19 protein-coding genes are annotated in these 22,716 nt (G+C 70.7%); 6 read left to right on the top strand and 13 right to left on the bottom strand.

What is annotated here, in order from left to right:
* Positions 1–2: 2 nt before the first annotated feature.
* Together NR798_RS12085 and NR798_RS12080 are read right to left on the bottom strand one after the other, a co-directional pair.
* Positions 3–719: a TIGR02269 family lipoprotein gene (locus NR798_RS12085; RefSeq protein ID WP_375771608.1), complete on the bottom strand. Its 717-nt coding sequence runs from the start codon at positions 717–719 to the stop codon at positions 3–5.
* Between the two features lie 30 nt (positions 720–749).
* Positions 750–2,258 (bottom strand): FAD-dependent oxidoreductase, encoded by a 1,509-nt coding sequence (locus NR798_RS12080; protein WP_375771607.1) that lies wholly within the window; start codon positions 2,256–2,258, stop codon positions 750–752.
* Between the two features lie 224 nt (positions 2,259–2,482).
* On the opposite strand from NR798_RS12080, the gene NR798_RS12075 reads away from it, so the two are divergent.
* Both NR798_RS12075 and NR798_RS12070 read left to right on the top strand, forming a co-directional pair.
* Positions 2,483–3,802, top strand: a complete 1,320-nt coding sequence (locus tag NR798_RS12075; RefSeq protein ID WP_375771606.1) for a sensor histidine kinase — start codon at positions 2,483–2,485, stop codon at positions 3,800–3,802.
* Complete coding sequence (locus NR798_RS12070; RefSeq protein ID WP_375771605.1) at positions 3,799–4,203, top strand: response regulator; 405 nt, start codon at positions 3,799–3,801, stop codon at positions 4,201–4,203. The genes NR798_RS12075 and NR798_RS12070 overlap by 4 nt, the downstream gene beginning before the upstream one ends.
* Before the next feature lie 42 nt (positions 4,204–4,245).
* On the opposite strand, the gene NR798_RS12065 is transcribed toward NR798_RS12070, so the two are convergent.
* From NR798_RS12065 to NR798_RS12045, 5 genes are read right to left on the bottom strand one after another with little or no spacing between them, the layout of a single operon-like run.
* Positions 4,246–5,202, bottom strand: coding sequence for a hypothetical protein (locus NR798_RS12065; RefSeq protein WP_375771604.1), 957 nt, complete (start codon positions 5,200–5,202; stop codon positions 4,246–4,248).
* Positions 5,199–7,001 carry a Gldg family protein gene (locus tag NR798_RS12060; protein ID WP_375771603.1) on the bottom strand — a complete coding sequence of 601 codons (1,803 nt, stop codon included), beginning with the start codon at positions 6,999–7,001 and terminating at the stop codon, positions 5,199–5,201. Before NR798_RS12060 ends, NR798_RS12065 begins: the two co-directional genes overlap by 4 nt.
* Positions 6,998–7,723, bottom strand: a complete 726-nt coding sequence (locus tag NR798_RS12055) for an ABC transporter permease (RefSeq protein WP_375771602.1) — start codon at positions 7,721–7,723, stop codon at positions 6,998–7,000. The genes NR798_RS12060 and NR798_RS12055 overlap by 4 nt, the downstream gene beginning before the upstream one ends.
* On the bottom strand, positions 7,720–8,655 hold the full coding sequence (locus NR798_RS12050; RefSeq protein ID WP_375771601.1) for an ABC transporter ATP-binding protein: 936 nt from the start codon (positions 8,653–8,655) through the stop codon (positions 7,720–7,722). The genes NR798_RS12055 and NR798_RS12050 overlap by 4 nt, the downstream gene beginning before the upstream one ends.
* Positions 8,656–8,669: 14 nt before the next feature.
* The gene (locus NR798_RS12045; RefSeq protein WP_375771600.1) at positions 8,670–10,079 is read right to left on the bottom strand and encodes a TIGR01777 family oxidoreductase; all 1,410 of its coding nucleotides are present in this window, start codon (positions 10,077–10,079) and stop codon (positions 8,670–8,672) included.
* Positions 10,080–10,114: 35 nt separating this feature from the next.
* Here NR798_RS12045 and NR798_RS12040 point away from each other — a divergent pair, with 35 nt between their 5' ends.
* Positions 10,115–11,077: an L-threonylcarbamoyladenylate synthase gene (locus NR798_RS12040; protein ID WP_375773751.1), complete on the top strand. Its 963-nt coding sequence runs from the start codon at positions 10,115–10,117 to the stop codon at positions 11,075–11,077.
* 123 nt (positions 11,078–11,200) lie between these two features.
* Positions 11,201–12,181: a hypothetical protein gene (locus NR798_RS12035; RefSeq protein WP_375771599.1), complete on the top strand. Its 981-nt coding sequence runs from the start codon at positions 11,201–11,203 to the stop codon at positions 12,179–12,181.
* Here NR798_RS12035 and hemH read toward each other — a convergent pair.
* The 6 genes from hemH to NR798_RS12005 form a co-directional block, all read right to left on the bottom strand.
* Positions 12,126–13,208, bottom strand: a complete 1,083-nt coding sequence (gene hemH, locus NR798_RS12030) for a ferrochelatase (protein ID WP_375771598.1) — start codon at positions 13,206–13,208, stop codon at positions 12,126–12,128. The genes NR798_RS12035 and hemH overlap by 56 nt on opposite strands.
* A 6-nt stretch (positions 13,209–13,214) precedes the next feature.
* A complete protein-coding gene (gene apaG / locus NR798_RS12025; protein ID WP_375771597.1) occupies positions 13,215–13,598 on the bottom strand; it encodes a Co2+/Mg2+ efflux protein ApaG in 384 nt (127 codons plus the stop codon).
* A 61-nt stretch (positions 13,599–13,659) separates the two neighbouring features.
* Positions 13,660–14,649 (bottom strand): TerC family protein, encoded by a 990-nt coding sequence (locus NR798_RS12020; RefSeq protein ID WP_375771596.1) that lies wholly within the window; start codon positions 14,647–14,649, stop codon positions 13,660–13,662.
* Positions 14,650–14,691: 42 nt separating this feature from the next.
* The gene (gene glgX, locus NR798_RS12015; protein WP_375771595.1) at positions 14,692–16,848 is read right to left on the bottom strand and encodes a glycogen debranching protein GlgX; all 2,157 of its coding nucleotides are present in this window, start codon (positions 16,846–16,848) and stop codon (positions 14,692–14,694) included.
* The gene (gene treY, locus NR798_RS12010; RefSeq protein ID WP_375771594.1) at positions 16,845–19,928 is read right to left on the bottom strand and encodes a malto-oligosyltrehalose synthase; all 3,084 of its coding nucleotides are present in this window, start codon (positions 19,926–19,928) and stop codon (positions 16,845–16,847) included. The genes glgX and treY overlap by 4 nt, the downstream gene beginning before the upstream one ends.
* A gap of 165 nt (positions 19,929–20,093) precedes the next feature.
* On the bottom strand, positions 20,094–20,435 hold the full coding sequence (locus tag NR798_RS12005) for an SWIB/MDM2 domain-containing protein (protein WP_375771593.1): 342 nt from the start codon (positions 20,433–20,435) through the stop codon (positions 20,094–20,096).
* A gap of 199 nt (positions 20,436–20,634) precedes the next feature.
* Between NR798_RS12005 and NR798_RS12000 the strand changes: the two genes are divergently transcribed.
* Both NR798_RS12000 and NR798_RS11995 read left to right on the top strand, forming a co-directional pair.
* Positions 20,635–21,612 (top strand): NAD-dependent epimerase/dehydratase family protein, encoded by a 978-nt coding sequence (locus tag NR798_RS12000; protein ID WP_375773750.1) that lies wholly within the window; start codon positions 20,635–20,637, stop codon positions 21,610–21,612.
* A 12-nt stretch (positions 21,613–21,624) separates the two neighbouring features.
* Positions 21,625–22,536 (top strand): PIG-L family deacetylase, encoded by a 912-nt coding sequence (locus tag NR798_RS11995; RefSeq protein ID WP_375771592.1) that lies wholly within the window; start codon positions 21,625–21,627, stop codon positions 22,534–22,536.
* The last annotated feature ends 180 nt before the right edge of the window (positions 22,537–22,716 follow it).

The raw sequence follows: 22,716 nt of genomic DNA, 5'->3' as shown, positions 1-22,716 counted from the left end.
GCTCAATCGCAATAGTAGGGCACGAGGGGCCCGTTCACGCCAAACCGCGTCATGAGTTCGCCCGCGAACCGCCACATGTCCTCCGCGGTAGCGATAATGCGATTCTCATCCATGAACTGCCGCCACGCCTCATTCCATTGTCCCCCCCGGGGTCCTCCGCTGTGCAGCCATCCATGAAAGCTTTTAGGAACACGAATGGTGTAAGCATGGATATCGATGCCCCTGCTCTCGAACCATTTGGCCAAGCGTTCTTCTTGAGGAAAGATGTGGTGCTTCTCGAAGGGCTCCCGTGAGATGAGGCACTGGCTGAGGTAGAGCCTGCGCGCGCTCAACTCCCGGGTCTTCCAGTTGTGCCAGGGGATTTCGAAGACGGGGGCCGCGGAGTGGGGCTCGGCCAGCGGGTGCCCCCACCAGCGGCTCGCGCTGGGACCCGGCCCCAGGGGCATGGGGAGCGCCGTCTCCGCCTGCGGCACCACCGCCTGGGCCAGGAGCACGGGGTGGACGTCCCCCTGCGCCACGTCCTGGCAGCGCCAGATGGCACAGCGCGCCTCATCGCACAGCGGCACCACGCACGTCGGGTCCGCGCGGGCCTCGTCCCATGAGGAGGACACGGCCTCGGGCGCCTCGACGTCCTCGCGCATGGCGGGCGCCGAGGTGGCGCAGGCGCTCAGCAGCAGGCCGAGGAGCGCGAGAATCGTCCTGGAGCACAGGGAACTCATGCGGCCCATGTTACGGGCCGCTGCCCCGGCTCAGCGGATCTTCTTCGACGGCAGCGGCTTCACGGCGGGGCCGTTGAGCACCTCGCCCGTCGGGCTGAAGCGTGACCCGTGGCAGGGGCAATCCCACGAGCGCTCGCCCTTGTTCCAGTGCACGTAGCACCCCACGTGCGTGCACACCGGGCTCACCGCATGTACCGCCCCGCTCTCCTCGCGGAAGACGGCCACCTTCTTCCCCTCCACCTCCACGATGCGGCCCTCTCCCGGCTGCACCTCGGACAGCTCGTGCACGTCCGGCTTCGCCAGCCGGTCCGCCACGAAGCGGAAGGCCACCTCCGCGTTCTCCTGGATGAAGTCCTTCGCCCCCGCCTTCGGCTTCACCCGCGTCGCGTCATACAGCGCCGCGTACGGGTTCTGCTTCCCCAGAATGAGGTCCGTCAGGATCATCCCCGACAGCGTCCCGAACGTCATGCCCGTGCCCGAGAACCCCGTGGCCACCCAGACGTGACGCGAGTTGCTGTTGCGTCCGATGTACGCCAGCCCGTCCGCCGGCTCGATGACCTGGCCCGACCAGCGGTAGTCGATCCGCGTCACCGGGAAGCGCCGCCGCGTGTACGTCTCCAGCGCCTCGTAGCGGCGATCCGTGTCCTCCTCGGAGCCCACCTTGTGGTCCTCGCCTCCGACGATGACGTAGTCCACGCCCTCCACCCGCTGGGTGCGGATGTAGTGATACGGATCCTGGCTGTCGTAATAGAGCCCCGCCTCCAGCGGACCCTCCAGCCGCCCCGCCACCGCGTACGTCCGGTACGCGTACAGCTTGGAGTGCAGGAAGACGCGGTTGAGCGGTGTCGTCGTCGCCTCCACCACGTCCCGGCAGGTGAGGATGCCCCGCGGGGTGTGCACCCGGCACGGCACCCCCTCGTATAGCTCCGTCACCTGCGTCTCCTCGAAGACGTAGCTGCCGTCCCCCTGAATCCCCTCGGCGAGCGCCAGCAGGTACTCGCGCGGGTGGAACTGCGCCTGATCCTCCACCCGCAGCGCCAGCGTCACCGGGTACGGCAGCGGCACCTCGTTCGTCAGCGCGCACATCAGCCCCGCCTGCCGCGCCGCGGACGCCTCGCGCTCCAGCTCGCACGCCTCCCGCTCCGTCTCCGCATAGCGGTAGCCCGGCACCCGCTGGAAGCCGCACGAAATCCGCAGCCGCTCCACCAACCCGGCGATCTGCTCGATGGCGGCCCGGGTGGACTCGGCCGCCAGGCGCGCGCCCTTCTCCCCGAAGTCCGCGGCCAGCGTCGCATAGGGCGTGTCCAGCAGCTCGGTGAGGTGCGCCGTCGTCTGCCCCGTCTGCCCCGTCAGCAGCCGGTGCATCTCCAGCACCGCCACCTTCTTGCCCTGCTGCTTGAGCAGGTACGCCGTGGTGAGCCCGGCGAGCCCTCCGCCAATCACCACCACGTCCACCTCGAGGTCCCCCTGCAGCGCCGGGTAGCGCCGCGCCGGGGCCGACACCGTCCACAACGACTTGTGCGTGCGCTCTTCCACCATGTCCCAAAGGCTAGGAACGAGCCCGGGGGGCGGTAGGGCGAGCAGCCGGGCGTCCACGCCTGCCTGCCTGTCCTCCACTGAAGCCTCGGGATGTGCAAGAACCAACACCCGGGTCCCAAGGATGTTGGCCATTGGGGGCAGCTGACACACAACCGTGGGGATCCTCTGCTCTACTGACTAGTAACTCTTCGACCTGTTTCCCGAGGACCCTGGAGCGCCGCGTCTTGCCATCTACCGCCGCCCTGCCGTCGCCGTCCGCGCCCGGCCCCGAGGCGCGACTCGCCTTCGCCGAGCTGCTACTCGGTTGCGAAGATGCCAGGATCTGCGCCGAGGCTGCGGTGGCGTGGCTCGTCCACCACGCCCACGTGAACCAGGTGCTGTGCCTCGCGCCCGACGAGTCGGACTCGCACTGCCTGGTGCCGCTCACCTGGCATGGCCTGCCCACGCCCGAGGGCTTCACGCTCGCCCTGCACGACGCGAAGCACCCGCTGGTGGAAGCCCTCCAGTGGAGCGAGCCGCGCTGGTTCCACCCCGGCCAGCTGCCACCGGAGCTGCCGCTGTCGAGCCAGGGCCTCTTCACCCTGTCGCTCGGCCGGGCCATCGCGGGCACGCCCGCGCCCGGGCTGCTGCTAGTGGCCGCTCCCGAGCCCGTGCTCTCCCCTGACGCGCCGTGGGTCGCCGGCCACCTGGGCGTCCACCTCACGCGCCTGTACAAGGCCCGTCAGCTCGCGCGGCTCGAGGAGGCCTCCTCCGAGCTGGCCGCCCGGGTGAACGCCGCCACCGAGGAGCTCGCCACGCAGAACGAGCTGCTGCGCCGTCAGGCCATCCAGCTCGAGCAGGCCAGCGCCGCCAAGTCGCAGTTCCTGGCCAACATGTCCCATGAGCTGCGCACGCCGCTCAACGCCATCCTCGGCTACACCAACATGCTGTTGCAGGGCGTCAACGGCGAGCTCGCCACGCCCCAGCGTCGCAGCCTCACCCGCATCGACTCCAACGGCCGCCACCTGCTGGAGATCATCAACGAGATCCTCGACATCACCCGCATCGAGGCGGGCCGGATGCCGCTGCACCTGTCCGAGTTCCGGCTGCCCGAGCTCATCCAGGAGGTCATGGCCGAGCTGGATCCGATCATCGTGCGCTCGAAGCTGGCGGTGAGCGCGGCGTTGGATCCCAACCTGCCCGCGGTGTACAGCGATCGTCAGAAGGTGAAGCAGATCGTCGTCAACCTCCTGTCCAACGCCCTGAAGTTCACCCACGAGGGCTCGGTCAAGGTGCTGGCCTCGTACGAGGTGGCCACGGCCACGCTGCACATCGCCGTGGAGGACACGGGCATCGGGATCGATCCCATCCACCAGGAGAAGATCTGGGAGGACTTCCAGCAGGTCGACAGCTCGCCCACGCGCGCCTATGGCGGAACGGGCCTGGGGCTCTCCATCTGCCGGCGGCTGGCGGCCATGCTCGATGGGCGCATCTCGCTCAAGAGCGCCGTGGCGCAGGGCTCGACGTTCACGCTGCACCTTCCACGACGCACGAGGCGGACATGAACAGCCCTCGCAACGACACCGCGCCCCTCGTCCTGATCGTCGATGACTACCAGGATGCCCGCGAGATGTACGCGGAGTACCTCGAGTACTCCGGCTACCGCGTGGCCGAGGCGCGCAACGGGCTGGAGGCCGTGGAGAAGGCCTTCGCGCTGCACCCCTCCGTCATCCTCATGGACCTGTCCCTGCCGGTGATGGATGGCTGGGAGGCCACGCGCCGCCTCAAGAGCGATGCCCGCACGCGCTCCATCCCCGTGGTGGCCCTCACCGGCCATGCCCTGGACGGACACTCGCGCGAGGCCCAGGACGCCGGCTGCGATGCCTACGTCACCAAGCCGTGCCTGCCGGACGCGCTGGTGCGCGAGGTGCAGCGCGTGCTGGCCACCGTGGCGCCCGCCGCGTAGCCGCACGGGCCCCGTGGCGCCCGGCACCTGCCGCGGAGCCCCTCAGCGCCCCGCGGCCACCTTCTCCGCTTCCAGGACGATGGAGTCCGCCCAGGGAGGCAGCTTCGCCCAGCCAGCGGTGTACTCGGTGCGTGCGTAGAACTCGCCGCCCGCGCCGCGTGCCACCGTGAGCTGGCCGATGCGCTGCGCTCCCCGCTGGTACTCCACGCGGAAGGCCTCCCGAGGCTCGCCCCCGGGAGGCACCTCTCCCCGGCCGAGGAAGTCCGCCTGCGCTGGCGCGAGCAGCCACACGCGCTCGTGCCACCTGCGGGCCGGCTCATCCGGCGAGTCCGGCGCTCCCCGGGGCAGGAGCTCCGCCGGCCTCTGCGCCCGCGCGCGGACGAGGAAGGTGCACGAGGTGCTCCCGGAGGTAACGGTGAGGGTGTCGTACTCGCCAGGCCCGAAGGTGTGCAGCGTCCGGTCCACCAGCCGGTGGGCGGCGTTCTCCAGGTCGGGCAGCAACGAGGGCGGGAGGAGGAAGACGTGCCCGTCCGTCTCGCGCCGCAGGTACGGGCTGCCCCAGCCAATCGCGGGGGCGGCCAGGGTGAAGGTGTGCTCGCCGCTGGCCAGCGTCACCGCCAGCTTCCGGGGGCTGTCCTTCAACCCCACCTCGGCCAGGGACTCCGCATCCAGCACGCCCAGGCTCCGCGTGGCCCGCAGCGGCGCGAAGCGGCCGAAGAGCTGCTCCGCCGTCTCGTTGGCGCGCAGCTCCCTCGGAGGAGCCGTCACCGGCTTCGTCCCCAGCCGCAGCCACAGCGCGCCGTCTTCATTGCCCTCGCGGAACAGCTCCACCTGGACGGACGCATCCTCGTAGCGCACACGCGCCAGCGCCCGCTTCGGCGCATCCAGCACCACCACCTCACCGGGTGCACCGGCCGGCTCCCGCTGCCAGACGAAGAAGGCCGCGGCCAGTCCCGCCGCCGCCAGCACGCCCTGGAGCACCACGCCCCGCGCCCTCATCGCGCCCCCTTCCGTCTCCGCCGCCGCGTCACGAGGAAGCCCGCCCCCAGCACCAGCGCGGGCGCCAGGAAGACAGCCGAGTAGAACCACACCACGTCCTGCTGGCGGGTGTGCTGCAAGGGCACGTCCTCCTCGTTGGAGAGCACGCCCGCCAGCTCCTCCTCACCGAGGAGCCAGAGCACCGTGTCCATCAGCAGGTAGGGGTTGCCATAGGCGCGGGGGCCCGCATCGCTCATCACGTCCGAGTCGCCCATGGCCACCACGCGCGCGGGCGAGGCCCCCGACACACCGGCCTTCTGCACCGCCACCACCAGGGGCCAGGCCCGCCGCGGCTCGCCCTCGTCGGGGGTGAAGTCGTGGTTGGTGTCCTGGAAGGTCTCCGCGGGCGCCCGCACCGAGACATCGTGCACCACCCCCTTGGGCAGGGGCTGCACGGACTCCAGGGCCGCCGCGCCGGTGAAGACGATCGCCGCGTCACTGCCCAACGAGGCCAGCGTCCCCACGGAGGCGTGCGAGGAGAAGCTCGCCGTCACCAGGTTGCCCCGATCGCTTTGCTGGTGGCTCATCCGCAGGTGGCGCAGCTCGTTGGCGAGCGGCACGCGCAGCAGCTTCAGCCCCAGCGGCTCCAGCAACGGCTCCAGGCCGGGCCCGTCCGGCTCCAGCGCGAGCCACAGCCGCCCGCCACGCTCCACGTACCGGCGCAGGGAGGCGAAGGCCTCCGGGGAGAAGTCCCGCTCGGGCCCCACCACCGCCACCACCGCCGCGTCGCGAGGAACCTCCGTCCCCAGCCCCTCGGCCATGCCCAGCGTGCGCACCTCCACGTTCAGCACGCGCAGCCACTCCTCCAGCTGCGACAGGCCGGGCCGCGCCTTCTCCAGGGCCGTGGCCGGCTGCGGTTGCAGGCCCCGCTCGCCCTGCCCCGCCGTGAGGTACAGCACCCGCCGGGGACGCGACACCACGCGCAGCCGCCGGTACACGTCCTCGTCCAGCCGCTGCAGTTGCGCCCGGGCACGCTCCAGCTCCAGCGGCACCTTCAGCCGCTCGTGGCGAGGGCCCCGGCTGAACACCACCGAGCCGTTCTCCCCCACGCCCAGCTCCTTCGCCCGGGCCCGCTCCACCGCCTGGTCCAGCACCTCCACCTCGAGGTACCCGGACTCCCGCGCCAGCTCCCGGAAGTACTGCTCCAGGGCCTGCCGCACATCGTTCGCGGGGGGGAAGAAGAGCGTCACCCGCACCGGCTCGGGGAGGCGGCGTGCCAGCAGTCGCGTGGCGGCGCCCGGCCTCGCGGTGCGGAAGTACGCCAGATCCCACGAGACATCCGCTTGCGTGGCCACGTACATGGACGAGAAGGCGAAGATGAGCGCGAAGGCCAGCCCCAGCCCCGAGCCCAGCGCGGCGCGCACCCTGCCCAACTGCAGCACCGGCGCTCGCGCCATGGCCGCCGCCGCCAGCTCCACCAACCCGAGCGGTAGCAGCGTGGTGGCCAGCAGCGCGGGGAAGAGCGCCCCCAGCACCACCGCCGTGGAACCCCGCGCGCGCGCCTGGAGGAAGTAGAGCGCCAGGCCGAGCCCTCCCAGCAGGAAGAGGCCGAGCAGCCAGCGCTCCAGCACCCGCCAGTCGCCCGAGGCCCGCCCCACCCTCACCCCGCGCCACGCCACCGCGAGCCCCACCAGCCCCAGCCCCAGTCCGCTCAGCACGAGCCGCTCCGGGCCCGCGCCCGCCGCGCGCTCGCCGAGGAAGACGGCCAGCAGGCCCACCGCGTACAGGACGGACACCCAGGGGTTGGGCCGGAGGCTCATCGCCACCTCCGCGCCTCGAGCACCCGCGTGGCGGCGAAGAGGGCCACGTAGGTGACGAGCAGGTAGTAGACGACGTCGCGCACGTGCACCACGCCCGCCTGGAAGGGCTGGAAGTGCTGGTTCCACAGCGCCAGCGCACTGAAGACGTCCGAGAGCGGTTGCTGGGTGATGCGCGCCAGCAGCCAGCACGTCAGCAGCGCCACCAGCATGCACCCGGAGAGCACGGCGGCCAGCACCTGGTTGCGCGCCAGCGCCGAGCCGAACGTGCCAATGGCCAGCGACGCACTGCCCAGCAGCAACAGCCCCAGGTACCCGGCGGCGATGTGGCCCAGGGACAGCTTGCCGTGCACCATCACCAGCAGCGGCATGAACACCGTGGCCAGCGTCATCAGCGCCAGGAAGGCCAGTGCCGAGAGGAACTTGCCCAGGACGATTTCATGGTCCTTCACCGGCGAGGAGTACAGCAGCAGCAGGGTGCCCGCCTGCCGCTCCTCGGCCAGCAGCCGCATGGAGATGAAGACCGAGGCCACCATCGTGGTGCCGCTGGAGAACTGGAAGAAGAGCGAGAGCACCTCCGAGGAGCGCTTGCTCACCCCGCCCAGCGCGAAGGCGTTGAAGATCAGCCCATCCACCGCCAGCACCATGGCGATGATGAGGTAGCCCTGGAAGGTGCGCAGGTAGGCCGCGAGCTCCCGGCGGGCAATCAGCAGCGTCCGCATCATGGCGCGGCCTCCTCCCCGCCCTGGGTGAGCCGCAGGAAGAGCGCCTCCAGCTTCTCCGCCCCCCGGTCCAGCCGCAGCAGCTCCAGGCCCGCCCCCACCACCGCCTGGGCCACCCTGGGCCGCAGCTCCGCCGGCGCCTCCACCCGGAGCGTCACCACACCCTCCGCCTCGTCCACCACCCGCACCGGCCCCACGCCCGCGAGCGCCGCCAGTACCCGCTCCCGCCCGCCCCGCACCTCCACCTCGATGAAGCCCCCGCTTCCCAGCCGTTGGCCCAGCTCCTCCTCGGTGCCCTGCGCCACCAGTTCCCCGTCCTTGATGACCAGGAGCCGGTCACACGTCTGGCTGATCTCCGGCAGCAAGTGGCTGGAGACGAGCACCGTCTGCTCCGCGCCCCGCAGCCCCCGGATGAGCGTGCGCATCTCCACCATCTGCCGGGGATCCAGCCCGCTGCCCGGCTCGTCGAGCAACAGCAACGCCGGCCGGTGCACGAGCGCCTGCGCCACGCCCACGCGCTGCCGGTAGCCATGGCTCAGCGAGGAGATGGGCGCGCCGTGCACGTCACGCAGGCCCGTCTTCTCCTCGGCCTCGGTGACGCGGGCGGCCACCTCGCGCGAGGGCACGCCGCGCAGCCTCGCCACGAAGGCGAGGAACTCCCCCACCCCCATCTCGTCGTAGAGCGGGGGCGTGTCCGGGAGGAAGCCGATGCGCTGGCGCACCTCGTGCGGGTGGCCCACCACGTCGTAACCGTCCACCACGGCCCGCCCCGAGGTGGGCAGCAGCACGCACCCGAGAATCTTCAGGGTGGTCGTCTTCCCCGCGCCGTTGAGCCCCAGGAAGCCGATGACCTCGCCCCGCTCGATGCGGAAGGAGAGGCCCCGGATGGCCGCGTGGCCGCCGTAGTACCGGGTCAGCCCCTCCACGTGGATCATCGCGGCGTTCTCCGTCAGCCGTGGCGGAAGCGTGGCCCCTCGCTCGTCTTGCCGAGCGTGAAGCGCAGGGCCTGCTCCAGCGTGGGGTGGAGGAAGGTGAAGCCCTGGCGCTCGGCCACCTCGGGGCGGATGTGGGAGCTGAGCAGGAGCGTCTCCTCGCCCATCTCTCCGAAGGCGGCCCGCACCGCGGCGGCGGGCAGCGGCATCACCGCCGGCCGCGAGAGCACCTGTCCGAGCGTCCGGGCCAGCTCCTCCTGGCGCACGGCGTGGGGCGCCACCGCGTTGACGGGCCCGCGCAGGACGGGGGTGAACAGGGCGAAATGCACGAGGCCAATGACGTCCTCCAGCGACACCCAGCTCATCCACTGCCGCCCATCCCCGATGCGGCCGCCGGCTCCGGCCAGGAAGGCGGGCAGCATCTTCGCCAACGCGCCCCCCGTCCCCCCCAGCACCACGCCCAGGCGCAGGTGTACCACGCGGATGCCGGCCTCCTCCGCCGGGGCGGTGGCCGCTTCCCACTCGCGCGTCACGTCCGCGAGGAAGCCCTCTCCGGGCGGACTGGACTCGGTGAGCACCTCGTCGCCCCGGCTGCCGTAGAAGCCCATCGCCGATGCGCTCACCAGCACCTTCGGCGGACGCGCCAGCCGCGCGAGCGACTCGCACAACACCCGGGTGCCCTCCACGCGGCTGCGGCGGATGAGCTCCTTGCGCTCCTCCGTCCAGCGCCCCTCGGCGATGGGCGCTCCGGCCAGGTGCACCACCGCGTCCACCCCCTCCAGCGCCACCATGTCCATCTCGCCCTTGCCCGGGGCCCAGGCGATGTCCCCCGCCTGGGGCCGACCCCGCACCAGCCTCCGCACCCGGTGGCCGCCCGTCGTGAGGAAGGGCACCAGCGCGCCGCCCACCAGCCCCGACGCGCCGCTCACCGCCACCGTCAGCGGCGGCTGCCCGGCGAAGGCCGCATGGCGCCGCAGATCCTCGCGCGTCACCGCGTGGCGGTAGGCGAACATCCGCTCCAGCCGCCGCCGCGTGTAGCCCCCGCCCGCCATCCTCCCGAGCACGCCCACCGGCAGCGCGTACTCCACCTCGTCCTCCAGCACCCCGCCGCCCGCGGGCTCGTCCCACATGCGATGGGTGTGCACCCACCGGGCGAAGAGCCCCGACTCCTGCGTGTCCTGGAAGAGCGAGCCGGGGATGTAGCGGGTGTGCCGCGCCACCCAGCGCAGCGGCACCGGCCCCATCTTCATGCGCAGCACCACCCGGGCGCCCTCGCGGATGCCGTCCCCCTGGTGCTCCACCACCTCGACTGGCTCCCAGGGGGGTGTCAGGCGCTGGAATGCTCCCTCGCGGGCATGCCAGGCGAACACTTCCCCGGCGCCCACGGGCATCTCACTGCGCGCCTCGAACACCTGTGACTTGCCCATTGTCCCCTCCGGGAGCCAGATTGCGCCCGACAGGTATGCTTACCCCGGACATCCTCACGCGGGCAGTGGAAACCCTCCGGCACGGCGGCGTCATCGCCCTGCCCACCGAGACCGTCTACGGACTGGCGGCCAATTGTGAGGACGAGCTGGCCGTGCGCCGCGTCTTCGCCATCAAGGGGCGCCCCGCCACCCACCCCCTCATCGTCCACGTGGCCCGAGCCGCGGAGCTGCCCTCCTGGGCCCGCCACGTCCCCGAGGAGGCCTGGCGGCTCGCGGAGGCCTTCTGGCCGGGGCCCCTCACGCTCGTGCTGCCGCGCACCCCGCGCGCCACGGACGCGGTGACGGGAGGCCAGGACACGGTGGCCCTTCGCGTCCCCAACCACCCCGTGGCCCTGGCGGTGCTGGAGGCCCTGGGCGGAGGGGTGGCCGCGCCGAGCGCCAACCGCTTCGGCCGGGTGAGCCCCACCACGGCCGAGCACGTGCGGGCGGACCTGGGGGACGAGGTGGACCTCATCCTCGACGGGGGCCCGTGCACGGTGGGCGTGGAGTCCACCATCGTCGACTTGAGCGGCAAGGAGCCGGCGGTGCTGCGCCCCGGGGGCCTCGCGGTGGAGGAGCTCGAGCGCGTCCTCGGGCGCAAGGTGCCGGTGCGGACCTCGGCCACGGTGCGCGTCTCGGGCAGCCTCGCCTCCCACTACGCGCCCCGGGCCGGGGTGGTGCTCTCCGAGCCCGCGGACGTGGCCTCCCGCGTGACGTCCCTGCGCGCCCGGGGACACAACGTGGGGGTGCTGGGCCCTCCGAGCCTCATGCTGCCCCCGGGCGTCCCCCGCTACGACGTGCCGGAGGATCCGGCCGGCGCCGCGCGTGCCCTCTACACCCGGCTGCGCGAGGCAGATGAGCAGGGCCATGACGTGCTGGTCGCCTGCCTGCCGCGCGCCGAGGGCCTGGGCATCGCCGTGAGGGACCGGCTGTCCCGCGCTGCCGCTCCCCGCTCCTGACGCGGTGCGGCGGTGTCCCCGGCGTCCCGGCCACAGCTGACGTGCACCCGGCGGTCCGCCTGCCGTAGACTCCTGAACACAGAAGTCCGCAGCCCCCCTGCTTCCATGACCAGGAGCCATGTCTTGAACCGGCGCACCCTCGGCCTGCTCGCCGCCCTCTGCCTGACCTCCGCCTGTAAGGATGAGCCCGTCGGCGAGATGACCCCCATCCCCCGCCCGGCGGACATGCCCGCCGAACCGGCGAAGCAGGCCGAGGCCCCCAAGCCGGCCGCCGCCGAGCCGCCGCCGGACCCCTCCAAGGTGGTGCTGCGCTGGAAGCTCGACGCGCCCACCGCCTTCCGCCTCACCACCACCGGCTCCGGGTCCGCGCCAGCCCCCGCCAAGGGCAAGAAGGGCAAGAAGGACAAGGAGGCTCCGGCCTCGGCGGGCCCGAGCCAGACGGACGCCATCTTCGTCCTCCAGAAGACCGAGTCGGGGGACTACGCCTTCCGCATCGTCCCGCAGGGCGCGGGCGAGGCGGACCAGGGCACCATGAGCGAGCGCGGCTTCGTGATGGACGGGCTGACCGGGCCGCTGCGCAACACGGCGGTGCTGGTGCTGGAGCTGCCGAGAGACCCCGTGGGCCCGGAGGCCACCTGGGCGCTGGGGACGGATCTGGTGGACCTGGGCTCCGTGCCGGGCTTCGTCGAGAAGAAGGCCGAGCGGCGCAACCAGGTGAAGCTCACCGCGCTCACCCCCGGCGAGAACGGGGAGCAGGTGGCGACGCTCGAGTACGACCTGTCCGAGAGCCTCTCCGGAGCGCTGCGCGCGCCCCGCCCCTCGGTGCAGGAGGCGATGCGGCCCAAGAAGCACGCGGCCCACGAGGACCACGAGGACGGTGACGAGACCCCCAAGGGCGAGCAGTCCGCCCTCGCCGAGATGCGGGTGAAGGGCCGGGGCGAGTTCCTCGTGAAGGCGGGCCGCTGGCGCTCCTGGGAGGCCACGCTCACCACGCGCACCGAGGGCACCACCCTGCCCGGCACGGCCGATGGCGAGCGCACGCTGCGCCTCACCCCACTCGACTCGGTGCCTGCGGAGCTGCTGCAGCCGCAGGCGAAGAAGTAGCCGCCGCCTCCGACTCGCGCACCAGCCGCACCACGGCGTCCACCCAGGCGGGGTGGGCGTTGAGCGAGGGGACGAGGTTGAGCTCCTCTCCCCCGCTCGCGAGGAACTGCTCGCGCCCGCGGATGGCCACCTCTTCCACCGTCTCCAGGCAGTCGGCGACGAAGGCCGGGCACATCACCGCCAGGCGCTTCACCCCGCGCGCGGCCAGCTCCGGCAGCACCACGTCCGTGTACGGCTTCACCCAGGGCGTGCGCCCCAGCCGGGACTGGAAGGACACGCTCCAGCCCTCAGGTGCCAGCCCCAACCGGCTGGCCAGCCCCCGCGCCGTGGCGAAGCACTGGGCCCGGTAGCAGTGGCGGTTGGCGTCGGTGAGCACGTCACAGCACCCCTGCGAGGCCAGACAGTGCCGGCCGGAGGGATCGCTCTTGCGGACGTGGCGCTCGGGCACGCCGTGGAAGCTGAAGAGGACGTGGTCCGCCCGCATGCCGGAGATGACGGGGCGCGCCACCTCGGTGAAGGCGTCCAGGAAGGCCGGGTGCGAGTGGAAGGCCGGCACCGCGCGCACGTTGGGCACGTCCCAGGGCTGCGACAGCACCTCGTAGGTGCGCGCCAGGGACGAAGCCGAGGAGGACGCGGCCTCCTGCGGATAGAGGGGCAGCACGGTGAACTCCGTGACGCCCTTGGCCCGCAGCCGCGCCACCGCGTCCGGCAGGGACGGGTTGCCGTAGCGCATGCCCAGCTCCACCTCGTACTCGCCGGAGAGCCGCCCGGCCACCGCCGCCGTCAGGGCCTTGGAGTGCACCAGCAGCGGCGAGCCCTGCTCCATCCAGATGGTGCGGTAGGCGTGCGCGCTCTTGGGCGAGCGGAACGGCAGGATGATGAGGTGGAGCAGCAGCCAGCGGCCCACGGGGTGGATGTCCAGCACCCGCGGATCGCTGAGGAACTCGCGCAGGTAGCGGCGGACGGGGCCGGTTTCGGGGGCATCCGGCGTGCCCAGGTTGACGAGGAGCAGTCCCTTGCGTGCCATGACGGGTCAGTGCAGGGAATGGGGTTGTGTGAGGGCGAATTCGCCGATGCGGGCCTCGAACTGGCGGCCGTCCGGGCGCTCCATCGTATAAGAGCCCCTCATGGAGCCGAACGGCGTGCGGAGCTGGGCCCAGCTCGTGTACTCGAAGCGCTCCCCGGGGGCCAGGCGCGGCTGCTTGCCGACGACCCCATCGCCCTTCACCTCCTCCACCTTCCCCGTGGCGTCGGTGATGATCCAATGGCGGCTGCGCAGCTGAGCGGGCTCGCCGCCCACGTTGAGGATCTCCACCGTGTACATGAAGGCGTACTGGTGGGAATCGGGGGCGCTGCGCTCCGGCCAGAACGTGGGCTTCACGGTGACACGGACGCCTTCGGTGGTAACGGAGGACATGCCACACAATTGGCTGGCCCGCCGCCCGGACGCAAGCCAAACGCACCGGCCAATCAGGGGCTCAGTGCCCGGCCTCTTCCCGATCCCTTCTGGGACCTGTCACGTCCGGCGGCACTCCGGGCTCCTCGGCGGCCTTCGGCCAGATGAGCGAGGCCACGATGGAGGCCAGCAACACCCCGCCGATGACGCCCAGCGACACGCCGATGGAGACGTGGATGCCGAAGTAGACGATGAGCATCTTCGTGCCCACGAAGCCGAGGATGACGGCCAGGCCCATCTTCAGCAGGTGGAACTTGTCCATCAGGCTCGACACCACGAAGAAGAGCGAGCGCAGGCCGAGGATGGCGCACACGTTGGACGTGTAGACGATGAAGGCGTCCTGGCTGATGCCAAGCACGGCGGGGATGGAGTCCAGGGCGAAGAGCAGGTCCGTGGCCTCCACCACCAGCAGCACCAGGAAAAGCGGCGTCACCTTGCGCCGGCCGTCCTCCACGGTGAAGAAGCTGCTGGCATCGCCCTGGCGGGCCACCGGGAGCATGCGCCGGGCCATGCGGACGATGAGCGTCTGCTCGGGGTCGGCGGCGTCGTCATCCTTGGAGAGGGCCATCTTCACCGCGGTGAAGACGAGGAAGGCGCCGAAGAGATAGAGCAGCCAGTGGAAGCGCTGGACGAGCGCGGTGCCGGTGATGATGAGCACCGCGCGCATGATGAAGGCGCCGACGATGCCCCAGAAGAGCACCCGGTGCTGCACCTCCGGCACCACCCGGAAGTAGGAGAACACCATCAGGAAGACGAAGAGGTTGTCGACGGAGAGCGAGTACTCGACGACGTAGGCCGTCACCCACTGCAGCGCCTGCTCGCGGTTCCAGTAGCCGAAGTAGAACAGGCCGCCGCAGAAGAGCAGGCTGATGGTGATCCACACGCCCGTCCAGGCCCCGGCCTCCTTCGGGGACACCGCGTGCTCCTTGCGGTGGAAGACCCCCAGGTCGAGCGCCAGCATGGCGACGACGAAGAGGTTGAAGCCGATCCAGAGCGCGCTTTGAGTATTCACGAGTGTGTTCCCCTGCCCCGACAACCTTGAAGGTCTACCGTCCTACTCCCGCCGAAACGCCTCGTCCGTGGCCGGGCGGCGCAGCACCACCAGGGCGCGGCCGGCCACCATCACCGAGCCGCCCGCGGGGGTATGCGTGTGCAGCGTGACGCGCGACTCGCCGGTGTCCACCACCTCTTCCCAGTCCGCGCCCCATTCGATGGCCGGGAGCTGGAAGGTGATGGGCTCGTGGTGGGCGTTCATCAGCACCAGGAGCGTGTCACCGACGATGCGGGTGCCCTCGTCATCCGGGGTGACGATGGCATCACCGCCCAGCAGGAAGGACACGGAGCGCACATAGGGCTTCTCCCAATCCTCCTTCTTCATCTCCTGGCCGTCCGGACGGAACCAGGCCAGGTCCTTGAGCTCGCTGTCCCACAGGCGTGAGCCGCGGAAGAACTTGCGCTTGGTGAGCACGGGCTGCTCGCGGCGCAGGCGGCTGAGCTGGATGGTGAAGTCGAGCAGCTTGCGCTGGGACTCGGTGAGGTTCCAGTCCACCCAGGACAGCTCGTTGTCCTGGCAGTAGGCGTTGTTGTTGCCCTTCTGGGTGCGGCCCATCTCGTCGCCGGCCAGCAGCATGGGCACGCCCTGGGACAGGAAGAGCGTGGCCAGGAAGTTGCGCTTCTGCTGCTCGCGCAGGGCGTTGACCTCCGGGTCCTTCGTCTCGCCCTCCACGCCGCAGTTCCACGAGTGGTTGTCGTTGGCCCCGTCCCGGTTCTCCTCCAGGTTGGCCTCGTTGTGCTTCTGGCTGTAGGTGACGAGGTCGTGCAGGGTGAAGCCGTCGTGGGCGGTGATGAAGTTGACGCTGGCGGTGGGCTTGCGGCCGCTGAGCGCGTACAGGTCCGAGGAGCCGGTGAGCCGGTAGCCGATCTCCGCGGCCTGCCGGTCATCGCCCTTCCAGTAGCGGCGGATGGTGTCGCGGTACTTGCCGTTCCACTCGCTCCAGAGGACGGGGAAGTTGCCCACCTGGTAGCCGAAGTCGCCCACGTCCCAGGGCTCGGCGATGAGCTTCACCCGGCTGAGCACCGGATCCTGGTGCACCATCTGGAAGAAGGCGGCGCGGGTGTCGTAGCCGTGCCGGTCGCGGCCCAGGGTGGTGGCCAGGTCGAAGCGGAAGCCGTCCACGTGCATCACCTCCACCCAGTAGCGCAAGGAGTCCATGACGAGCTTGAGCGCGTACGGGTGGGTGGCGTTCCACGAGTTCCCGGTGCCGGTGAAGTCCTGGTAGTAGCGCGGATCCTTCTCCAGCAGCCGGTAGTAGGCGGTGTTGTCCAGGCCCTTGAAGGACAGGGTGGGCCCGAGGTGGTTGCCCTCGCAGGTGTGGTTGTAGACGACGTCGAGGAGGACCTCGATGCCGGCGCGGTGGAGCGCCTTCACCATGGACTTGAACTCGGCGACCTGGCCGCCGCGCGAGCCCGAGGCGCTGAAGCGCGCATCCGGCGAGAAGTAGCCCAGGGAGCTGTAGCCCCAGTAGTTGGTGAAGCCCTTGTTGACGAGGAAGGGCTCGTCCACGTGCGTGTGGATGGGGAGCAGCTCCAGCGCGGTGACGCCCAGCTTGCGCATGTGCTCGATGATGGCCGGGTGGCCCAGGGCCGCGTAGGTGCCGCGCAGGTGCTCGGGGATGTCGGGGTGGAGCTTCGTGAGGCCCTTCACGTGGGCCTCGTAGATGAGCGAGCGGTGCAGGGGCACCGCGGGAGCGCTGTCTCCCTCCCAGTCGAAGTCGTCGGTGATCACCACGGACTTGGGGACGCCCGCGGCGCTGTCGCGGATGTCGAAGGCGAGATCCTGCTGCTCTTCGCCCAGCTCGTAGGCGTAGACGGGAGCGGAGAAGTCCACCTGGCCGTGCAGGGCGCGCGCGTACGGGTCCACCAGCAGCTTGTGCGGGTTGAAGCGCATGCCGCGCCGGGGCTCGTAGGCGCCGTGGGCACGGAAGCCGTAGAGGGTGCCCGTCTGCAGCCCCGGAATGAAGCCGTGCCACACGTGCTGCGTCTGCTCGGGCAGCACGTAGCGGCGCAGCTCGCGCGCGGGGTTGTCCGGATCGAAGAGGCACACTTCGATCTTCCGCGCATGCTCGCTGAAGACGGCGAAGTTGACTCCGTTACCAAGGTACGTGGCGCCCAGGGGATACGGCTTGCCTGGCAGCACCTCCGCCCGTTTCATCCATCGCTCCTCTCCAGCAGCACCAGCGGGAAGCCCGCCAGTAGCGGCGCGAGGGGCAGCACCGCGCCACCCGCCCGTCGCCCCGGCCGCACTTCCCGGCCGGTGAATACGTCCCGGAACGTCATGCTCGCATAGGACTCGGGCAGATCCAGGGACGTTTCTTCATAAGCCCCCGCGAGGCCCCCGGGGGACTCCAGGGCGGAGAGGGTGTAGCGCGGTGCGGCGCAGACGACCACGGCCTTGTCGTACTCGCGGGCGAAGGCCACCGCCGCGTCGGCGCGCGGGCCCGCCAGGGTGAGCGCCTGGTACCCACCGTGGCGGAAGAGGGCCTTCTGGCGCTGACGCAGGCGCAGGGTCTGGGCCAGCACGAAGAGCTTGATGCGGCCATCGTCCATGTCCGCCACCAGCCGGGAGCACAGCCCGGGCCGGTCCATCTCGGCCTCCCGGTCCAGCGCCTCCAGCAGCCGGGTCCGCAGGCCGTAGTCCACCGGCCGGCGGTTGTCCGGGTCCACCAGCGACAGATCCCACAGCTCGCAGCCCTGGTAGGTGTCCACCACCCCGGGCGAGCCCAGCTTCAGCAGCAGCTGGCCGAGCGCGTTGTGCTGGCCGGCCCGCTCGATGCGGCGCTTGAAGGCCTGGAGATCCTCGAGGAAGGCGCGGCTCCTGTCCTCGTCCAGGCAGGCCTCCACGAACTTCGCCACGCCCTCCTCGTAGACGGGGTCCGGGTTGGTCCACGAGGTGCGGACCTTGGCCTCCTTGATGGCCTTGAGCATGTAGTCGCGGACGCGGCCGCGGAGCTCCGCGAGCGTCTCCGCGGAGATGGACGGGCCCATGGGCCAGGCGCCCACCACCGTCTGGTAGAAGAGGTACTCGTCGTTGAGGGCGGGAGCGGGGCCCTCGGGCCGCTCCATGCGGTGGGTCCGCGTGAGCTGGGACCAGCGCTCCACGCGCTGGCGCCACTCGCCGGGCAGCTCGGAGAGGACGTTGATGCGCGCGCGCACGTCCTCGCTGCGCTTGGTGTCGTGCGTGCTGGTGGTGAGCATGCTCGCCGGCCAGTGCGCCGCGCGCTCCTGGTTGCGCTCGTGGAAGACCTCCACCGTGGTGCCGAAGTGCTCCGGCTCCCCGCCCACCTCGTTGAGCGAGGCGAGCCGGTGGTAGACGTAGAAGACGGTGTCCTCCAGACCCTTGGCCATCACCGGGCCCGTCAACTGCTGCACCTTCATGGCGAAGGCGAGCATCTCCGCGCGCTCGTGCGGCCCCAGGTGCTCCGGGTAGCGCCGCAGCAGCACGTCCCCCAGGAAGTCGAAGATGGTGGCGTTGAGGGTGGCGTTGCGCGCCTTGGCATGCCGCAGCGTGTCTCGGATGTAGCGCACGTCGCGCGCGTCCAGCTCCGGCCGCCAGTCATCCACGTAGGTGCGGTAGACGGGGAAGAGCGCGATGAACTCCGAGAGCGCCCGCCGCAGGCTGTTGAGCGTGAAGTCCCGCGAGCGCCGGTTCATCTCCGACACGCGGTTGAGCCGGTGGGCGAGCATGTTCAGCTCGCTCGACATGAAGTCGCGCAGGATGAGGCGCTTCTTCTCGTAGACCAGCTCGTCGAAGTGGGGCGCCTCACCGATGAAGCGGTGGTAGGCGTCCGTCAGCGGCCCCTCGGCGTCCTGCCGTACGAAGACGCCCCCCACCGCGTTGGCGAAGCGGTAGCCGGTGGTGCCGTGCACCGCCCAGCCCTCGGGGATGCGCTCGCGGCCGCCCTGAATCTTCTCCACCACCACGTAGAGCGCCTTGCGCAGCGGCGAGTCCACATGGGCCCCCGCCTCCGCCTGCCAGCGCTCGCGCAGCCGCCGCTCCACCTCCGGCCACAGCTCCGCCCGGTGGCCGTGCTCCGCGTCGAAGAGGGCCCGCGCCCGCTCCACGAAGTACTGCTCCTGCAGGTTGAGGAAGTAGGCCGTGGGATCGTAGAGGCCATCCGGGTGGTCGATGCGCAGCCCGGTGATGCAGCCCTGGCGCAGCCACTCGAAGATGCGCTGGTGGGCCTCGGCGAAGACGTCCGGATCCTCCACGCGGATGGCCGCCAGCCCGTTGATGTCGAAGAAGCGGCGGTAGTTGATCTCCTCCCCCGCCACGCGCCAGTGGGCCAGCCGGTAGCTGCACCCCGCCAGCAGCTCGTCCAGCACGTCGAAGGAGCGCGCGTCCCCCGGGGTGCCGTTGAAGGCCTTCACGTTGGCCTCGATGTGGGCGGCCACTTCGGGGCTGGAGCCGGCGAGCGCCGCCAGCCGGCGCTTGATGACCTCCTTCTCCCGGCTGCGCTCGATGACGCGGGCGCGCTCGGTCTCCGTGCGCGGAGGCAGGTGGCTGATGGCGGTGAGGATGGACTGCAGCTCGATGAGGTGCGCGTGCTCGGCCCCCAGCCGGGCCTCCAGCGCCTCCAGCCCGCGCCCCAGAACCCGCCCGTACTGTCGGGGAGCCAACGGCAACAGCCGGTCGTAGTAGTGGATGAAGAAGGCCCCGTCGCGGTAACCCAGCTTCAGCTCCCCGCGCTCGAGCACCACGCCGTACTGGTCCCCCAGCACCGGCAGGAGGACCTTGCCCTCCAGCTCGTCCTTCACCGGGCTCCAGTCGATGTCGAAGAAGCGCGCGTACATCGACGCCGGGCCGTTCTCCAGCACGTCGAACCAGAGCGGGTTGAAAGTCTCGATGCCCATGTGGTTGGGCACCACGTCCACCACCTGGCCCAGCCCGTGGTCATGCACGGTGGAGCAGAAGGCCGCGTGCTCCTCGGGCGAGCCCACCTCGGGGTTGAGCTGCTTGTGGTCCACGCAGTCATAGCCGTGGGTGCTGCCCGGGCTCGCCTTGAGGTAGGGCGAGCAATACACGTCCGTCACCCCCAGCCGGGCCAGGTAGGGCACCACCTCGCGCGCCGCGGTGAAGGGGAAGGCCTTGTGCAGCTGCAGCCGGTAGGTGGACAGCGGAGTGGCCCGCGCCAGCAGTTCCTCACGCACGCGCCCGTACAGCTTCCCAGCCAGAGCCTCTCCGCCCGCCTGTCCCGCGTCTCCACCCGACACAGCCGAACCTTCCAGTCGCATAGGGCTCAGTCGTAGGTCCGACGAGCCCATATGACCACCACGCAGACGCTCTTCCGCACGCTATCCAACGCTCTCCAGCCGCTTGCTCCCTCGAAAGTGCAGAGGGCCCGCCACTCTGGTGGCGAGCCCTCCGGGGACAGCGGCCGGAACATCCGGTCATGCGGCTCAGGTCAGGTTCTTGTTCACCAGCGCCGTCATCTCGAACATGGTGACGGACTTCTTGCCACCGAAGATGGGCTTGAGCTTGTCATCGGCGTTGATCTGCCGCTTGTTCTTCGCGTCCTGAAGGTTGTTCTTCTTGATGTAGTCCCAGATCTTGCTGACGACCTGGGTGCGGGGGATCGGCTTGTTACCGACGATCTCCGCCAGGGCGGCGGACGGCGTCATCTCCTTCATGAACGCCGCGTTCGGCTTGCGCTTGCCACCCGCGGCAGCGGTCTTCTTGGCGGCGGGAGCCTTCTTCGCGGCAGGAGCCTTCTTCGCGGCGGTGGTCTTCTTGGCGGCCATTTCGTTCGGATCTCCTCCCCCTGTTCGAGTGTCCGGGGGCGTTGCACGGCTGGTTCACACCCTGAGCCGTCGAGCGCGTCGTAACACGCCCGAGGCCGAAAATCAGCCCTCCGCTGCATTTTTCCCTCTGAGGGCCCAAGGGAAAATAGTGTTTCTCCCTCGGAAGGGAAGAGTGTTTTCTCAGGGAAAGCACACCATGTTGAACACACTCGTCACTGGCGCGAACGGTTTTCTGGGCTCCTGGCTGGTGCGCGCGCTGCTCGCGCGGGGACATGTAGCAGCCTGTTTCGTGCGTCCCGGAAGCGACGTCTCAGGTCTGGTGGGGTTGGAATACGAGAGGGTGGAGGGAGACGTGACGGACGCGTCCAGCCTCGCCCGGGCCGTGCGGGGACGGGACGTGGTCTTCCACCTGGCGGGCCTCCGCCGGGCCGCCACCCGGGAAGACTTCATGCGCGTGAACGCCGAGGGGACGCGGCGCGTGTGCGAGGCCCTGGTGGCCACCGGCACGCGGCCCCGGCTGGTGCTGGCCAGCTCGCTGGGCGCCTCGGGGCCCTCCACGCCCGAAAGGCCCAGAATCGAAGAGGATCCGCTCCAGCCCGCCGAGTGGTACGGCGAGAGCAAGGCCGAGGCCGAGCGCATCGCCTTCTCGTACGCGGACCGGCTGCCGGTGACGGTGGTGCGCCCGCCGCGCATCGTGGGGCCGGGGGACCACGAGAACCTCGTCCTCTTCAAGCTGGTGGCGCGGGGCCTGCGGCTGGAGCTGGGCGGCGGTCCCCGGCCGCTGACCCTGGTGGACGTGGAGGACGTGGTGGACCTGCTCCTGCTGCTCGCCGAGCGGGACGAGGCCCTCGGGCAGGCCTTCTTCATAGGTCACTCCCAGCCCCTCACCCTGGAGGAATTGCAGGGGCTCGTGGCCGAGGCGCTGGGCGTCCAACCGCGAACACTTCGGGTGCCGCCGGCCGTGCTGACGGCGCTGGCCACCGTGGCGGACGGGGTGTCGCGGGTGACGGGCCGGCGTCTGGCCCTCAACCGGAAGTTCGCGCGACAGCTCCTCGTTCCGGCCTGGACGTGCTCGAGCGCCAAGGCCGAGCGGCTGCTGGGCTTCCGCGCCACGCGGGACGTGGCCGACTCCCTCCGCCGCAGCGCGCACTGGTACAAGGAGCACGGCTGGCTGTGAGCGGAGCCGGGGGTGTCGCTTGACCGGGCACGGGGGCTCCTGTCTGCTCGCGCGGTGCACTCCCCTCCCCCGCGGCTGCTCCTCGTGACGGCCCACCCGGACGACGAGACGCTCTTCGGTGGTGCCGTGTACAAGCTCTCCCGCTCGCTCGGAGCGCAGGTGGACCTGGTGGTCTTCACCCGGGGCGAGGGGGGCTACCGGACCTCCACCCTCGCCGAGCCCCTGTATGGCTTGAAGCTGACGGATCCCGAGGTGGCGCGCGTCCACCTGCCGCGCATCCGCGAGCAGGAGCTCCGGGCCGCGGCCCGCATCCTCGGGCTGCACGAGTGCGTCTTCCTGGACCAGCCGGACCCTGGCTACACGCTGGCCGCGGACGCCGCGGTGGGCGAGGGCTGGGACACGGAGCTCATCCGCCGCCGGTTGCGCGAGCGGTTGCGGCAAGGGCGGTACGACTTCGTCTTCGTGATGCTGCCCCTGCCACTCACGCACGCGCACCACCGCGACGCGGCGCTGCTCGCGCTGGAGGTGGTGGCGGAGCTGGCACCGCACGAGCGGCCGCTGGTGCTCGGTGCCACCGGGCACACCCGCAGCCGCGAGGTGGCCGAGCAGAACCGCCAGGGCTTCCCCATCCCGGAGGCCGAGGGCTTCACGTACACCGGCGTGCCGGGCCATCCGCTCGCGGACGTGCGTCCGGGCGCCGTGTTCGCGTTCGACCGCACGCGCAAGTTCGGGTTCCGCGACCGGCTCGACTACAACATCGTGGTGGACTGGGCCATCGCCGAGCACAAGACGCAGGGCGTGATGCAGCTGCGCCAGGGCGCCATCGAGCTGGAGCGCTACTGGTACCTCGCGCTCAACCCCGAGGAGGGCCTCGCCCGAGCCCGCACCCTCTTCGAACGCCTGGAGCAGGCGCCTCCCGGCTGAACGTGAAGGGCTCGCGTTATGTAGGATAAAGACAACTGCACTCGTTGCCATCGACAACGAGTGCAGTGGCGCGCCACGACTGGAGCGGCCATGGATGCGTGCGCCAGCCCGGCGGCTCCATCGCCCTCGGAGCACCGCGTAGCGCGCTACGCACCAGCCGTGCTCCGCATCGGCGAATTC

The sequence above is a fragment of the Archangium gephyra genome (assembly GCF_042230915.1).
GTDB lineage: Bacteria > Myxococcota > Myxococcia > Myxococcales > Myxococcaceae > Archangium > Archangium gephyra_B.
Note: the sequence above shows the minus strand (reverse complement) of the source record. Positions and strands in the feature narration are given on the sequence as shown.